We start from the raw sequence: 15,998 nt of genomic DNA, 5'->3' as shown, positions 1-15,998 counted from the left end.
TTATAGATATAATTCTAATATTTTTATTATCAAATTGAAGGAGGGGAAAATATGGCTAAAGTTAAAGGAACTAACAGAAGAACCAGACAAAAAAGAAGTTATACCAAACCTGGTAGTAAAAGAGGAAGAGGAGTTAAACAAACTTGGAAAAAATAATCCTCTTAAATCTTTTTTTATTATTTTAACTATTTTTTTAATATTATATCATATCATCATTTGAAACTATTAAATACTATTTTTCAAAAATAATTATTTGGTGATATATTTATGAATGGACACAGAGCTCATGGATTTTCAAGTGTGCATTTTTTAGATTCTGATGAGATTTTAAATGAATTGGATCTTAAAGGCGATGAAACATTTATGGATGCTGGATGTGGAGATGGTCACATAGCAATAAAAGTAGTTGAAGATTATCTTCCAAACGGCACTGTTTATGCAGTTGATATTTACGATGCATCTATTGAAGACATGGAGACATATAAAAATGAGAACAATGTTGAGAATTTAATTAATATTGAAGCAGATATTCCTAAAGGAATTCCAGGTGTTGAAGATGAATCTGTTGATGTTGTTTTGATGGTTAATGTATTCCATGGATTTAAAGCTTCAAGAACTATTGATGAAGCTATAAAAGAATTTAAAAGAATTATTAAAAAAGATGGTAAAATTGCTATCATGGATTATAAAGCATGGGATGTTCCAAAAGGACCGCCAACTGCATTTAGAAGTTCTTCAAAAGAGTTAGAAGAATGTTTTAATAAACATGATCTCAAAATGATTTATTTAAATGAAGAAATTGGTGAGGATATTCCTGAGGGTAAATCTCACAATTTTGTTGTATTTCAAAAGGAATAATTGGCTTAAATAAGTCATTTCATTTTTTTTCAATATATAATAATGAAGCTATCGTTGATGCAGTTTTACTAAAAATTTCAGGAATTTATTTTATATTTCTTCAAAGAATAGTAGTATCTAAGTAAATAAGCATTTTTAGGAGTTTATTTTCTAATTTTGCTGTAATTGTATAATTATAGTTGTATATATTTAATTTTATTTCGATATGAAATAGTTTACTTCGATATGAAAACATTTATATGTCATTATATGCTTAAATTATAATTGCTACTCAGAATTTTTAATTTGAGATTATTAAAAACATTATAATTACATATTCTTAATGTATTTTTGATAAATATGAGGATTATGGAACTTATTCTTTGTATAATGTTATTAATATCTTGAATTACTTTATTCAATCTCTGATGGTATTAGTAAATTTAATTAAAGGTGTATAATATGAAATCTATGAGAATTTTGGCTATTGCAATTATTGTGATAGTGGCTATTATTGCTGTAGGTGCATATGCTACTGGTTCTTTAGGTACTACTGCTTCTTCTAGTGATGACTTAAACGGACAAGAAGTTCAATTAGCTGCGGCTGCTAGTTTAAAAAATGTATATGATGAAAAATTAATCCCTATGTTTGAAGAAAAATATCCTGGTGTAAAAGTTACTCCTACCTATGCTTCTAGTGGAGATTTACAAAAACAAATTGAAAATGGTTTAAAAGCAGATGTATTTATGTCTGCAGGTAATAAACAAATGGATGCTTTAATTGAAGAAGGTCTCATTGACAACAGTTCTAATGTAAAAACTTTAGAAAATAAACTTGTTTTAATTGTACCTGCTGACTCAAATTCTAACATGACTTCATTTGAAGATATAAAAGATGTAAAAGGTAATATTGCTATTGGTGATCCGGAATCTGTTCCTGCTGGACAATATGCTAATGAATCATTACATAATCTTGGTATTTGGGATGATGTTGAATCTAAATTATCTTTAGCTACTGATGTAACTGCTGTATTAAACCAAGTAGCTCAAGGATCTGCTGAATGTGGTCTTGTATACACTACTGATGCTAAATCTAGTGATGATGTTAAAGTAATTGCTGAAGCTCCTGAAGATTCTTTAAAAGATATTGTTTATCCTGTAGCTCCACTTAAAGACTCTGAACATGCTGATGCTGCAAACAAATTCGTTGAGTTTTTACAAACTCCAGAAGCTCAAAATGTATTTGTTGAATATGGATTTACTATTCATGAATAGGTTAATATTATAGTATGAATATATGTAATAATTAGATGCAAAGGAGATTATAGTTACATGATGGATTGGTCACCTATTTTAATTTCAATGAAAACTGCAAGTTTATCAATATTCATAACCTTTTTTATAGGTTTGATTAGTGCTTGGGGTATCGTTAAAATTAAAACTGACTCAATAAAAATCTTCCTTGATGGTATTTTCACACTCCCAATTGTATTGCCACCTACTGTTGTTGGGTTCTTTTTACTATATATTTTTGGGGTCAGGGGACCTATAGGTAAATTTCTTATAGACTTCTTCTCTGTGAAAATAGCATTTTCATGGTCTGCAACAGTTATTGCTGCAGTAGTCATGTCTTTTCCTTTGATGTATCGTTCTGCTCGAAGTGCATTTGAACAAGTTGATTCCAACTTATTGGATGCTGGTCGTACATTAGGTATGTCTGAGTGGAAAATATTTTGGAAAATTTTATTTGCAAATTCATTACCTGGAATTATTGGTGGAGGAATTCTTGCTTATGCTCGTGGTTTAGGTGAGTTTGGTGCTACTGCTATGATTGCAGGTAATATTGCAGGACAAACAAGAACTCTCCCAATGGCTGTTTATTCAGAAGTAGCGGCAGGTAATATGGGAGAGGCATTTAATTATGTAATATTCATTGTTATTATTGCATTTATAGCTATTTTCATTATGGATTATGTTTCCATACGTAAAGAAAAACAATGGAAATAAATATCCGAAAATAGATGTATCTTTTTTTATTATTTTTTCATTGTGAGGAATAGATTATGAGTAATAAATTGTTAAAGGTAGATATCCATAAAGAACTTAAGGAATTTGACTTAGATGTTAATTTTGAATTGAAAGAAGGTTGTTTGGGTATTCTTGGTCCTTCCGGTTGTGGTAAGAGTATGACATTGAAGTCTATTGCAGGTATTGTAGATCCGGATAAGGGTATTGTAAGTTTAACTACTGATGATGAAACAATTTATTATGATTCTAATAAAAAAATTAATTTAAAACCTCAAGATAGAAATGTAGGTTACTTATTTCAGAATTATGCATTATTCCCAAACATGACAGTTGAAGAAAATGTTGCTGCGGGTCTATCTAAAAGTGATGATAAGAAAATTGTGAATGATATGATTAAACGTTTTCGTTTAGAAGGTTTAGAGAATAGATATCCTCGACAGTTATCTGGAGGTCAACAGCAAAGAGTAGCTTTAGCTCGTATATTGGCTTATGGTCCGGATGTCATGTTATTAGATGAACCTTTCAGTGCTATGGATACTGTATTAAAAGAACGATTACGTATGGAACTCATTAATTTATTAAATGATTTTGATGGACTTTCAATTTTGGTAACTCATGATCGTGATGAGGCATTCCAATTTTGTGATGAGCTTTTAATATTAGATGAAGGTAAAATCATTGCAAAAGGAAATACTCATGAACTATTTGAAAATCCAAAAAGAGTTCGTGTTGCTAAGCTTACAGGGTGTAAGAATATTTCCAAAATTGAAATAATTGATGATTACCATCTCAAAGCTTTAGATTGGGGAATTATGCTCGAAGTATCTAAAAAGATTCCACATAATATTTCTCATGTTGGAATAAGAGCTCATGATTTTTATCCTTCTAATGAGAAAGGTGTTAATACGATTGAAATTATAGGTTCATCAGTATTAGAAATGCCTTTTGAGTGGGAAATAACATTAAAAAATGGGTTATGGTGGAAAGTGGATAAGCAGATTCATAATCATGAATTTGAAGTTCCCAAGTATTTAAAAGTAGATCCTGAAAACATTATTTTATTGGAAGAATAGTTAATATTTTTTTAGTAAAATTTCTTAAAACTTTTTTTTTAAAATTTATAATAATATCCACTACTTTTTTAATTTATTCTTTTTGAAAATTATTAAATACTATTTTTTAAAGAATATTATTTATAAAAATTTTAATGTGATAATTATGGAGCATAGACATCATGGCAAATCAAGTGAAAAGTTTTTAGATTCAGATGAGATTTTAAGCAAATTAAATCTTAAAGGTGATGAAGTTTTTATGGATGTTGGTTGTGGTGATGGATATATCTCTAAAAAAGCCATTCAAGATTATCTTCCTAATGGTATTGTTTATGCAGTAGATAGTTATGATGAGGCTATTAAGGATATGGAAGCATATAAGAAAGATAATTCTATTGAAAATTTAATTAACATTGAAGCGGATATTTCAAAAGGAGTTTTCAGTGTTGAAGATGGTTCTATTGATGTTTTATTAATGCTCAATGTATTTCATGGATTTACGGAAGCTTCTCATCGTGATGATGTTATTGGGGAATTTTCTCGTTTAATTAAAGATGATGGTAAAATTGCTATCATGGATTTTAGACCTATTGAATTATCATTTGGACCTCCACTTGAAATAAAATGTTCTCCGAAGGATTTGGAAGAACTTTTCAATAATCACAACTTCAAGAAAACTTATCTGAATGAAAAAATGGGTCCAGAGACTATTGATGGTAATACTCATTATATGATAATATTTGAAAAGGAGTAATTTTAAATGATTTTTACAGCAATTTTAGCTGGTGGAATAGGTTCAAGAATGGGAGGAACAGATACTCCTAAGCAATTTTTAACATTAGGGGATAAACCTGTTATTATTCATACTATTGAAAAATTTGTTATAAACGACAAGATTGATAAAATAATTGTCTTAACACCTAAAAATTTTATCAATCATACTAATCACTTAATTGATGAGTATATTCAACATAAAGAGAATATTATTGTCATTGAAGGGGGTAAAACAAGAAATGACACATTGATGAATGGGATTAATTATATTGATGAACATTTCGGTATTGATGATGATTCGATTGTTATAACTCATGACTCTGTACGTCCATTTGTGACTCATAGAATTATTGAAGATAATATTGATGCTGCAAGGAGATATGGGGCTTGTGATACTGTAATTCCTGCTAGTGACACTATTGTTGAGAGCATTAATGGTAAGACTATTGAAAGTATTCCTGTAAGGGATTATTATTACCAAGGTCAAACACCACAGAGCTTCAATGTAAAGAAACTTTTCAACTTAATTAATAGTTTAACAGAAGAAGAATCTAATATACTTACAGATGCATGTAAAATATTCACACTTAAAGATGAAGATGTATATCTAGTGGATGGTGAAGTGACAAATATCAAAATTACTTACCCTTATGATTTGAAATTAGCAAATACATTACTTGAGGATATCCAATGATTAATATTGTTTATAGGTTAAAATCTCCAAAGTTCTTTGAAGAGGCAATTTCTGAAATTGAATTAGATGGTGTTATTGTTAGACCTAATTATCTTTCAATTTGTCAGGCAGACCAGAGATACTATCAAGGATCACGCCCTGTTGATGTCCTTGAAAAAAAATTACCTATGGCACTAATTCATGAAGGAGTTGGTGAGGTTGTATTTGATAACTCAGGTGAATTTAACCCAGGGGATAAAGTAGTAATGATTCCAAACACTCCCATGGGGGATGATGTTTATAGAGCTAATTATTCTTATGGTTCTAAATTCAGAGGTAGTGGCTTTGATGGATTTACTTCAGATTTAATTAAATTAGAACCTGATAGAGTTGTTAAAATACCTGATGAATTTGATTTTCATGTTGCAGCATTCATTGAATTAATGAGCGTAGCTTATCAGGGTATTTCTAAATTTAATGAAATAGTTATCACTCCAAAGGATGTTTTGGGTGTTTGGGGAGATGGTAATTTAGGTCTAATTACTGCACTTTTTTTAAAAGAGAAATTTCCGGATTCTAAGGTACTTGTTTTTGGAAAACATTTAGAAAATCTTAATTTATTTTCATTTGCCGATGGAATTTACCAGATTCATAATGTTCCAGATGAGTTATTAATTGATCATGCTTTTGAATGTGTAGGTTCAAGTGCATCTCAATCAGCTATTGAGCAAATTATTGACTTAATTAAACCACAAGGCACAATAAACTTATTTGGTGTAAGTGAATATCCTATACCAGTTAATACTCGTATGATTTTAGAAAAAGGGTTGACAATCCAGGGTAATAGTCGTTCTGATAGAGAAGATTTTATTGGAGTTATTGAAACTCTCAAACAAAACCCTAAACTTTTTGAATATTTAGAAAAATTGGTTACAAATGTATGTGAAATAAATTCATTGAATGATTTAAAAGAGTCATTTGATAAAGATTATATTTCCAATTTTGGTAAAACAATTTTAAAATGGAATAAGTAGCTAATTTAAAGTGTTAATTATTTTAAAATATTCCTTTCTAAAATAATTTCTCTCTTCTTTTTTACATACTACTGGCATCATGGATAATGCAAATAAATCTTTGTTATCAAGTTTTTCTCCTTTTTTGATTTTATTTTTTATTATATCTAATACTATCTGTGCAGGATTTTCTGTGATTGAAGCTAATTTAATCTTAAAATCAGCTTCTGATTTGATTTCACATTCTTTCATGCAGATATTAACAGTATTTGGGCATATTATGTATATTGAAACCTGTTTATTATTTGTTTCATACAATGCTTCTGCGAGTTCAATATATTTTACAAGTTCATCTTCGGTAAAATCTGTTATTTGTAATTCTAAATCAATAATTTCATCATTTTCTGTAATAAAAATGCTACCTTCCTGATAGATATGTGGTTTTAGTTTTAAATTTTGAATAGGAATTTGGCATTTTATTTTTCTTTTATCATTAAATGTTTCTTCTATAATTTTTGTTTTCATTGTGAAATCTTGACTAGACATTGTTTAACCTCTTTTAATTTTAAGTTGTATTGCTTATATCTAGTTTTAAGATTTATAAATTAGTAAGTTATTTTTTAAAGCAATTTTAAAGGGTTAAATAAATTTTAGAATGAGATTTTATTTGGTAATGGTTGGATAATATTAAAAAAAGAGAAGGAGTTATGAGATATTAATCTCTTAATTTCCAAATTCTTTTCTTTGTCGTCTTATTTCATATCTTGCGAATATATAGTTTAAGACGGATGGAATTGCTCTTCCAATACATAGTCCCATCCATATTCCTATAAGGCCAAAATTGAGGACATATACAAATAAATAGATTAGAATGATAACGAATATGATTTCTCTAAGGACGGTAAACATCAAACTGTAAAGTCCTTTTCCAATTCCCTGATAGAAAAAGCTTGAAGGCATTCCGATACCTGTTGCTATTAATGAAAGACATGCAATTTGAAGGTATGAAGCGATTCCAGGGATTAAACTTGCAGTTTCAGGAGTATATGCAAATATTGTTGCTAATTGATTTGAAAAAATTACTAATATTAAAGTAATTGCAGTTCCTAATATCAGACCAAATTTAGCTCCGTATTTATGTGTTCTTGAAAGGTAATCTCCATTTTTAGCACCAAATGCAGTTCCACTCACTGTCAATACTGCAGACCCAATAGCTGTAAGGGGCATTATTGCAAATAAATATAATCTTTGACCAGATGTAAATGTAGCTATACCGTAATCTCCTCCAATTTGTGATATTATAATTAAATAAATTGACATTGCAATTGCCATTATTAACATATCAAGTGCTGATGGAATTCCAACTTTTAATATGTCTTTTGTCAAATTAGAGTCAAATTTAGTATTTTTAAGGTTGACCTTAACATAAGTGTCTTTTTTAATCAAAATCCAGTATAACATTATCAATGCTGAAATTGCAGAGCTTACAATTGTTGCAAGAGATGCTCCAGCAGAACCTAATCCAAGAGTATAAATGAATAATGGATCTAATATTGCATTTAAAATTACTGTTGCAATTATAACATACATTGCACGTTTCATATCTCCTTCTCCACGAAGGATTCCACTACAACCATTTGAAAACATGAATGCAATTAAACCTAAAAACAATGGTGTAGCATAAGACATTGCTTCGTTTAATGTCTGCCCATTAGCACCATAACTTGCAAGTAAAGGTTTTTGAATAATTAAAAAAATAACAGTTAAAATAACTGATGATATTAAAAAAATAAATAATGAATGTTTTGCAGATTCATTTGCCATTTCATGATTTTTAGCACCAATGAATCTTGAAATACTACTTGTTGCTCCGTTTCCAAGTCCTACACTGGCTCCGTTCAATACCATAAATATTGGTGTTACAAATCCAATTCCTGCAATTGCTGTTTGTCCAAGACCAGCCACCCAAATACCATCAATAATATTATATAATGCAGTTAAAATCATTGATATCATAATGGGTATAGCTAATTTCTTTACAGCTATTTCAGGTTCCCCTCTCATTAATGTTACATTCTTATTAGTCATAACTTTTATATTTAGTCATTGTGATATTTAAAGTAATGGTTATAATGAGGGTTATGATTTGTGTTATATAAAAATAAAAAAAGTAGAAGTTAATAATTAACTTCTAAAATAATCCACTTTCTTTTAAACGTTCTTCAAAGTATTTAGAGGATTTATCTGCTTTTTGTTTGATAATTGATGCTACAATAATGACAATTACTCCGATTGAGATGAGAATAGCCAATGCAGGAAGGTAATTTGACCAAACAACTCCCAATTGAGCTTCACGTATTAATGTAATAGCATATGTCATAGGTAAGTAAGGATATAATGTCTGGAAGAACTCGTGCATGATTTCAATTGGATAAATTCCTCCAGTTCCAGATATTTGGAGAACTAAAAGAATAACTCCTATTCCTTTTCCTACTTGTCCTAATGCAGATATAATTGAGTATACTAAAATCATAAAGATTACTGACACTAATACAGCCGAGAAGATAAATAACGGCGAATTAGCTATATGAATACCTAAAATATAAGCTCCACCTATTGTGACTGCTGCTTGGAGTATACTCATCACTACGAATAATACTACTTTACCAAAGTACATTTCAAGAGGAGTGTATTTTGTTCCTTGACTGGTTCCAGGTGTAATCATTACACAGGTAATAATGGCTCCGACCCACATAGACAATACAATATAAAATGGAGCCACATCAGATCCATAATCTGGTACTGGGAATTCTTCATGTCTGTCTAATTTAATTGGTGAGTAGAAATAATCTCCAAGTTCACTTTCGTTAATTCCTGTCACGCTTGAAAGTGAATTTGCAGATGCACTTAGTGCTCCTGCTGCTGAGAATAATGCTTGTGATGCAGAACCTGAAAGCATTTGAGCACCTGCTGCAAGACTTAATGATCCTTTAGCAAGTTCAACAGAACCTCCAGCCAACTGATTTGCACCGCCTGCAACAGAACTAGCTCCATTAGCCAATTTTGATGAACTGTTTGCAAGTTTAACGGAGCCATCTGCTAATTGTGATGAACCTTTAGCTAATTCTCCACTTCCATTTGCAAGTTTAATATTGCCTTCAACATACTGTTTCATAGGGTCTGGAAGTGTTGAAGGATCTACTTGGGATTGAATTTCATGTGATCCTTGTTCTAACTGACTAGCACTTTGTTTGATAGATGATGAGCCTTTTTCCACATCACTTGCACCTTGATTAATTGCAGAAGAACTTTGTTGCACCTGGTTCGCACCACTTTGAACTTGACTTGCTCCATTTTGAACATCGTTAATTCCAGAAGATACTTGTCCCGCACCAGATGATATTTTTGCCGCACCTGCTGAAAGTTGACTTCCACCACCATATAATTGTCCAGCACCTGCTGAAAGACCGTCTTTCAGTTCTCCAAGTTTTCCATAAGCTGCAAGATTTATAATTTCAACAATTTTTGCATTAACTGTGGTATAAACAGTGTTCGCACCACTGTCAGTTAATTTTGTAGCTACTGGATTTGATTTAATATTTACAAGATATTCAAGTTTGGCTTGTTGAGGATTATCTGATGTAATGGAAGCTACATTTTCACTTAAATTTTTAGGTATTATAATTCCCGCATAATAATCCCCATCATGAACACCTTTTCTCAGTTCATCCTCTGTTACAAACTTCCAGTCAAATTTAGTGTTATTCTTTAAATCTTTAACAATTTCATTTCCAACATTTAACTGAACACCATCAATTGTTGACCCGTTATCGAGATTAGCTATTGCAAATTCTACCTCATCAGTATTTTCATATGGGTCCCAGCATGCTTGGATATTTAAAAGAGCATAAAGGGAAGGTAGGATAATTATTGCAAGTAATACTACAGTTACTATTGGATTTGAAAATGATGCTTTTAAATCATGTCTTATGATTTCAATAATATTACTAAAATTTATTTTACTCATTTTAAACCTCAATTTTTTAATGTAATAATTTTTAGGTTACTTTATATTTATAAGAATGGGCGAATTTCATAGATTGTGTAAAATATTAATTGAATAAGTATTCCATGTTATGAAATTTTTTCTAAGAGTTACCTAAATTATTAATCTATTATGTATTATAGATTGAAAACATATAAAATAGTATTTAAAAATTAAAATTTATTTTTTTAGCATTGTTAATATGAGGTCTGTTAAAAATTATAATTGGAAAAATTCGTCACAGTATTCGCAATAATAATTATAATCATTTGTACAGCAGTTTCCAATGATTATTTCATTTTCTAGTGATTCAATAGCTAATTCCTCGCTTGGTATTCCATGAAAAACTTTTTTTAATTCTCTCATACATCTTGGACAGGATTTCATAATATCCTATTATATTATCAATATTAATAAATTAACCGTAGTAGGAGGTTATAACTGATTTTTTCAACTATTTTTATAGGAAATTAGTTAAATTTTAGGCAAAATATTAAATTAATTAAACAATATAATAAGTTATATATTTTCTTAAAGAAAGTTTAATTATTAACATTTGACAATTTTTAAAAATATTGTTAATGAGAGATAAAAGGTGTTTATGTGAGTGAACAAAAATTAGAAGTTTTTAATGTTTTGAATTTTTTAGATAATGGATATGAACTTGAGGATATTTTAAACGAAGGTCAATTTGGAACTTTTCCTTCAGCACAAGATTGTATTAAATACATGATTAATGAAGGATATCTTGAAGGGGAATTCAATGTTGCAGTTCCTAATGATGAATCATTAACTGCTGAGGAAATATCCAAAAAATACACTGTCGCTGAATTAAAAGATATTTTAAGAGAAAATGGTTTAAAAGTTTCTGGTAAAAAACAAGAACTTGTCGAAAGAGTTTTATCCGTATTAAATAAAAGCAATGATGAAGAAACTGATGATAATGTTGAGGAAGTATCTTCAGATTTAGCATTAACTGATAAAGCAAAAGAATTTTTAAAAGAAAACGAATGGATAGACTTATACATGTTTGCACTTGTTGCATTCAGATTTGAAGATTATGAAGCATATAGAAAAAATTCATCTGAGGATAATCTTCAAACAGCTTTAAAGTTCTGTGATGAAATTATTTCAAGATCATTAATCACTAATCAATTTTTAGTTTTCATTGATGCATTAACCGCAAAAGCACATGTCTATGCTTATAATAAAGATTATGAATCTTTCTTAGATTATGATTTACAACGTTTTATTTTAGGGTTAAATCCTATTGTAATGGATCCGCAAACTTATGCTACTTATAATGTTGTTGATTATGCAAATGTAGTTAATTTAAAAAATGTATTGGATATACTTGATTTAGGAAGTTTGAAGAAAAGATTTGATAAAATCTGGAATAAGTCTCACATTAAACATATTACTGTGCCTAAAAAAGCTTGTTATAAAATTTTACAAAGAGCTATGGATGGTGCAGATATTGAAGAGCTTAATTTAGATTTAAAACAAAAATATTTTAATAAAAAGTTTGGAATTTAAAATATGATAAATAAAGTTGCTGAAATTTTTTAGTTGAAGCTATTTCTGCAACTTTTAAGGATTTTTTTAATACTTTTTTTTTGATTAATGAATTCTGTATTCGTTTTAATTGATTTTTCTACTTATTTTTTTCATCGACCTAATTTCATAAAGTTTATATGTCTTTTAACTAAATTATATTTGAAGGTGATATTATGACAAATCTAGATAAATCTGTCGAAGAAGAAATTTTAGGGATTGTTGAAAAATATCAAAAAGAAAATACAAAACTTTTGAATTATCTTATTACTGATGATGAGATTACCTTTTTCTCTCCATTAGGAAATGGTAATTCTATAACTGTAGAAGATTTACAAAAAGTTGCAGATATTTTAAAAGGTTCATTTAAAGGAATGCAAATTGTTAATCAGGAATACAGATTTACTTTTGAACTCGGTTTATAAAAAGGGGTTAATCCCCACTTCTTCTTTTTTTAATAATATATGAGTGTTATTTTGCAGTCTCGCAATTGATATGATGTCCTCTAAAGTATTTAGATTAGGTATTGTATAAACTTATTAATGATTTAAGAGAAATATTTAGTGTAGTGATTACATGAAAGATATAGATGTTTTAATTGAAGCTTTACCATATATTAAAAAATTTCATGATAAAAAAATATTGATTAAATATGGTGGACATGCAATGGTAGATGATGATGCAAAGTCCTCCACAGCTCGTGATACTGTTTTACTTAAATATGTTGGAATGAAACCATTAATTGTACATGGTGGAGGTCCTGAAATCTCAAGATCTATGGATAAACTAGGCAAACAAGCTAAATTCATCAAAGGATTAAGAGTTACTGATGAAGAAACTATGGAAATTATTGAAATGGTGCTAGTTGGTAAAATATCAACTGAAATTGTATCAGAACTCATTAAACATGAAGGTCAAGCAATAAGTTTATCTGGAAAAGATTCAAGCTTAATATTTGCTCATAAAAAAGAAGTGAAAAAAATAGATGAAGAAATAGTTGATTTAGGTCTTGTAGGTGAAGTTGATTGCGTAAACACTGATTTACTTGAGTTATTTTTAGAGAATGATTATATTCCAGTAATATCTCCTGTAGGGATTGCTGAAGATGGAACTAGTCTCAATTTAAATGCTGATACTGCTGCAGGGGAAGTTGCAAGTGCAGTTGGCGCTGAAAAATTAATTATCTTAACTGATGTTCCAGGTGTTTTAAGAGACCCTTCAGACCCTACATCTTTAATTCAAAAAATTAAAGTGGATGAAGTGCCTGCTCTTATTGAAGAGGGAATTATATCTGGAGGTATGATTCCAAAAATAGAAACCTGTGTAAATGCTATTAATAAAGGTGTTAAATCATGTCATATTATTGATGGTCGTAAAAAACATTCTTTACTTTTAGAAATATTTACAACAAATGGTATTGGAACTATGATTTACAAATAATTCCATACCCACTTTTTTTATTCTTTAAACATTTTTCTTAATTCTCTTCTGAGTAATTTCCATCCATTTACTCTTGGAAGCTCATTTAGTGTAAATATTTTTCTTGGAACTTTATATCTTGATAAGTTCTCTCGAGCATAACTGATTAGTCCTTCGACATCTTCATCGTTTTTCCAAACAACTGCAGCTACTGGAATTTCACCTCTATGACAATCATTTATGCTGAAAATAGCTATTTCTTTAACAGCAGGGTATTTGATTAATACTTCTTCTACTTCTGTTGGATATATTTTCCATCCACTCATTACAATCATGTCTTTTTTACGATCGGTAATAAATAAACGATTATCTTCGTCAAGATATCCAACATCTCCAGTTAAAAACCATCCGTCATCTAAAAATGAGGTTTTTGTTTTTTCTTCATTGCCCCAGTATCCTTTTGCGATTGCAGGTCCTCTAAGTGCAATTTCACCTTGTTCATAGTTAGGTAATGTCATATTATGATCATGTTCATCAACAATTTTCACTTCTGAAAAACACACTGGGTGACCTACACTTTCATATTTATCCGCTTCCCAATAGTCTTCTGGTCGAATAACTGTTCCAGTTCCAATAACAATTGTTTCAGATAATCCGTAGGCATTAATAATTGGTATTTGATAAGTTTGATGGAAATCTTTCCATATTTCTTTATGTAGTGGTCCTCCACCTGAAATAAGTTCACGCACGGTCTTAAGTTGTTTGCGCGCATCTATTGTAGTTAAAGAATGTATTACTGGAGGCATTCCAGTTAGAACGGTTACTTTTTCTCTTTCACATAATTCTAAATATTCACCTATATTGAATTGTTCGATTAAAATGTAATAAGCAGCAGCTCTTAGGGCAGCGATTGCCCAGGATAAACCGACATGTGCCATTGGATATATTCCTAAAAATACATCAGATTGCTTTAAAGTTAAAACATCACATTCATTGTGTATTGCAGTAAAATAATTTCCATGAGTGAGCATTGCACCTTTAGGATGTCCAGTAGTTCCAGAGGTGTATTGTAGTTGACATAAATCATCCCAGTCAGTATTTTCAGATTCTAAGACTTCACAATTTTTAAAATCAGAAATATTTTCTGGAATATATTTTTTAATGTCGATAATGTCTTTTGCATCTATGTCGGTAATCATTAATTTTGCTTTTGAGTCACTTACAATATACTCAAGTTCATTAGCTGTGAAAACTCTGTTAGTTGGAATGGCTATTGCACCTATTCTCCATATTGCAAAAAGTGAAAATAAATATTCTTCAGAATTTTTTAAGTAGATTAGGACTCTATCTCCTTTTTGTATCCCTATTCCTTTTAATTTCCTGCCGATTTCAGAAACAATTGATAAAATTTCACTAGAGTTGTATTTTTCTCCGGTTGTTGGATTATATAATACATTTTTATCTAGGCGTTTTGAATTTGCATCTAAAAAAGTAGTGATATTTAACATTTATATTAACTCCTTAACTATTGCTTTGGTGACTTCCATAGTTGAAGATTTTCCTCCAAGGTCTGGAGTTCTTATTTTACAGTCTGAAATTACTTTTTCAACTGTATTTTTTATGTTGTTTGAAATTTCCCATTCACCTAAATAGTCAAGCATCATTGAAGCGGATAATATCATAGAACAAGGATTTGCAATATTTTTTCCAGCAATATCTGGTGCTGATCCGTGAACAGGTTCAAATAATCCGTTGTAATCTCCAATATTTCCGGATGGAGCAAGACCAAGTCCACCTACAAGTCCTGCACTTTCATCAGATAATATGTCTCCAAATAAATTAGTTGAAACAATAACATTGAAATTTTGAGGTTGTGTGATTAAATACATTGCTGCTGCATCAACATAAAAATCTTCGGCAGTGATTTGAGGATAATTTTGTGCTACTTTGTAGAAGCTTTCCTTAAATACACCATCAGTCTTTTTTAAGACATTACTTTTGTGAACACAGGTAACCTTGTTTTGGCCTCGTTTAATACATAAATTGAATGCTACACGGGATATTTTCTCAGATGCTTTTCTACTGATTATTCTCTCAGCGATTATTTTGTTTTCATCACCGTATTCCACTTGAGAATATAATCCTTCAGTATTTTCTCTAACAATTACAAAGTCAATATCATCACGAATTGCATCTACTCCTTTGTATGACTTGATTGGTCTTATATTTGCATAAACATTAAGTTCTTTTCTTAAATTGATAATTGGACTAGGTTCTCCAGGTGTTGAAGTTGATGCTCCAAATAGTACTGCATCACTATTTTTTGCTATTTTGATTGTTTCTTCTGGTAATGTTGTTCCATTTTTATTAAAGCAATCAAAGCCTGCTTCACCATACTTAAAGCTAAATTCTAAATCTAGCTTATCCAGTAAATATTCACAGGCAGACATTACTTCTCTACCTATCCCATCTCCACTTATTATTGCAATATTATACATGTTTTCACTTATGATAATTTTTAATATATTATTAATATTGCTTTAATTATATTTAAAATGATGATTTAAATTTGTTCGTATAATATCGAAATATATTTATACATT

The 15,998-nt window shown here is 29.8% G+C and carries 16 protein-coding genes; 10 read left to right on the top strand and 6 right to left on the bottom strand.

The window, feature by feature from the left end; genetic code table 11:
• Positions 1 to 267: 267 nt before the first annotated feature.
• The 7 genes from ACR0P1_RS05800 to ACR0P1_RS05770 all read left to right on the top strand — a co-directional run bounded on the left by ACR0P1_RS05800 (position 268) and on the right by ACR0P1_RS05770 (position 6,398).
• A complete protein-coding gene (locus ACR0P1_RS05800) occupies positions 268 to 858 on the top strand; it encodes a class I SAM-dependent methyltransferase (protein WP_432645467.1) in 591 nt (196 codons plus the stop codon).
• A gap of 441 nt (positions 859 to 1,299) precedes the next feature.
• Positions 1,300 to 2,112: a molybdate ABC transporter substrate-binding protein gene (gene modA / locus ACR0P1_RS05795; RefSeq protein WP_432645466.1), complete on the top strand. Its 813-nt coding sequence runs from the start codon at positions 1,300 to 1,302 to the stop codon at positions 2,110 to 2,112.
• 57 nt (positions 2,113 to 2,169) lie between these two features.
• Entirely contained in the window at positions 2,170 to 2,844 is a 675-nt protein-coding gene (modB, locus tag ACR0P1_RS05790; protein ID WP_432645465.1) for a molybdate ABC transporter permease subunit, read from the top strand.
• Positions 2,845 to 2,900: 56 nt separating this feature from the next.
• Positions 2,901 to 3,938 (top strand): sulfate/molybdate ABC transporter ATP-binding protein, encoded by a 1,038-nt coding sequence (locus ACR0P1_RS05785; RefSeq protein ID WP_432645464.1) that lies wholly within the window; start codon positions 2,901 to 2,903, stop codon positions 3,936 to 3,938.
• A gap of 145 nt (positions 3,939 to 4,083) precedes the next feature.
• Positions 4,084 to 4,671, top strand: a complete 588-nt coding sequence (locus ACR0P1_RS05780) for a class I SAM-dependent methyltransferase (protein WP_432645463.1) — start codon at positions 4,084 to 4,086, stop codon at positions 4,669 to 4,671.
• 6 nt (positions 4,672 to 4,677) lie between these two features.
• On the top strand, positions 4,678 to 5,385 hold the full coding sequence (locus ACR0P1_RS05775; RefSeq protein WP_432645462.1) for an IspD/TarI family cytidylyltransferase: 708 nt from the start codon (positions 4,678 to 4,680) through the stop codon (positions 5,383 to 5,385).
• Positions 5,382 to 6,398 carry an alcohol dehydrogenase catalytic domain-containing protein gene (locus ACR0P1_RS05770; protein ID WP_432645461.1) on the top strand — a complete coding sequence of 339 codons (1,017 nt, stop codon included), beginning with the start codon at positions 5,382 to 5,384 and terminating at the stop codon, positions 6,396 to 6,398. The genes ACR0P1_RS05775 and ACR0P1_RS05770 overlap by 4 nt, the downstream gene beginning before the upstream one ends.
• Here ACR0P1_RS05770 and ACR0P1_RS05765 read toward each other — a convergent pair whose 3' ends face one another.
• The 4 genes from ACR0P1_RS05765 to ACR0P1_RS05750 form a co-directional block, all read right to left on the bottom strand.
• Positions 6,399 to 6,923 carry a hypothetical protein gene (locus ACR0P1_RS05765; RefSeq protein WP_432645460.1) on the bottom strand — a complete coding sequence of 175 codons (525 nt, stop codon included), beginning with the start codon at positions 6,921 to 6,923 and terminating at the stop codon, positions 6,399 to 6,401.
• 177 nt (positions 6,924 to 7,100) lie between these two features.
• Positions 7,101 to 8,465, bottom strand: coding sequence for an MATE family efflux transporter (locus ACR0P1_RS05760; RefSeq protein WP_432645459.1), 1,365 nt, complete (start codon positions 8,463 to 8,465; stop codon positions 7,101 to 7,103).
• 103 nt (positions 8,466 to 8,568) lie between these two features.
• Complete coding sequence (locus ACR0P1_RS05755) at positions 8,569 to 10,404, bottom strand: YhgE/Pip family protein (protein WP_432645458.1); 1,836 nt, start codon at positions 10,402 to 10,404, stop codon at positions 8,569 to 8,571.
• Positions 10,405 to 10,641: 237 nt separating this feature from the next.
• Positions 10,642 to 10,809 carry a hypothetical protein gene (locus tag ACR0P1_RS05750; RefSeq protein WP_432645457.1) on the bottom strand — a complete coding sequence of 56 codons (168 nt, stop codon included), beginning with the start codon at positions 10,807 to 10,809 and terminating at the stop codon, positions 10,642 to 10,644.
• 216 nt (positions 10,810 to 11,025) lie between these two features.
• On the opposite strand from ACR0P1_RS05750, the gene ACR0P1_RS05745 reads away from it, so the two are divergent.
• The 3 genes from ACR0P1_RS05745 to argB all read left to right on the top strand — a co-directional run bounded on the left by ACR0P1_RS05745 (position 11,026) and on the right by argB (position 13,416).
• On the top strand, positions 11,026 to 11,958 hold the full coding sequence (locus tag ACR0P1_RS05745; RefSeq protein ID WP_432645456.1) for an SAP domain-containing protein: 933 nt from the start codon (positions 11,026 to 11,028) through the stop codon (positions 11,956 to 11,958).
• Positions 11,959 to 12,152: 194 nt separating this feature from the next.
• Positions 12,153 to 12,401, top strand: a complete 249-nt coding sequence (locus ACR0P1_RS05740; protein ID WP_432645455.1) for a hypothetical protein — start codon at positions 12,153 to 12,155, stop codon at positions 12,399 to 12,401.
• Between the two features lie 151 nt (positions 12,402 to 12,552).
• Positions 12,553 to 13,416, top strand: a complete 864-nt coding sequence (argB, locus tag ACR0P1_RS05735) for an acetylglutamate kinase (protein ID WP_432645454.1) — start codon at positions 12,553 to 12,555, stop codon at positions 13,414 to 13,416.
• A 17-nt stretch (positions 13,417 to 13,433) separates the two neighbouring features.
• On the opposite strand, the gene ACR0P1_RS05730 is transcribed toward argB, so the two are convergent.
• Positions 13,434 to 14,903 (bottom strand): class I adenylate-forming enzyme family protein, encoded by a 1,470-nt coding sequence (locus tag ACR0P1_RS05730; protein WP_432645453.1) that lies wholly within the window; start codon positions 14,901 to 14,903, stop codon positions 13,434 to 13,436.
• Complete coding sequence (aksF, locus tag ACR0P1_RS05725; RefSeq protein ID WP_432645452.1) at positions 14,904 to 15,893, bottom strand: homoisocitrate dehydrogenase; 990 nt, start codon at positions 15,891 to 15,893, stop codon at positions 14,904 to 14,906.
• Between the last annotated feature and the right edge of the window lie 105 nt (positions 15,894 to 15,998).

The sequence above is a fragment of the Methanobrevibacter sp. genome, assembly GCF_050872065.1.
Taxonomy (GTDB): Archaea; Methanobacteriota; Methanobacteria; order Methanobacteriales; family Methanobacteriaceae; genus Methanocatella.
This window is presented reverse-complemented; position numbering and strand designations above follow the sequence as displayed.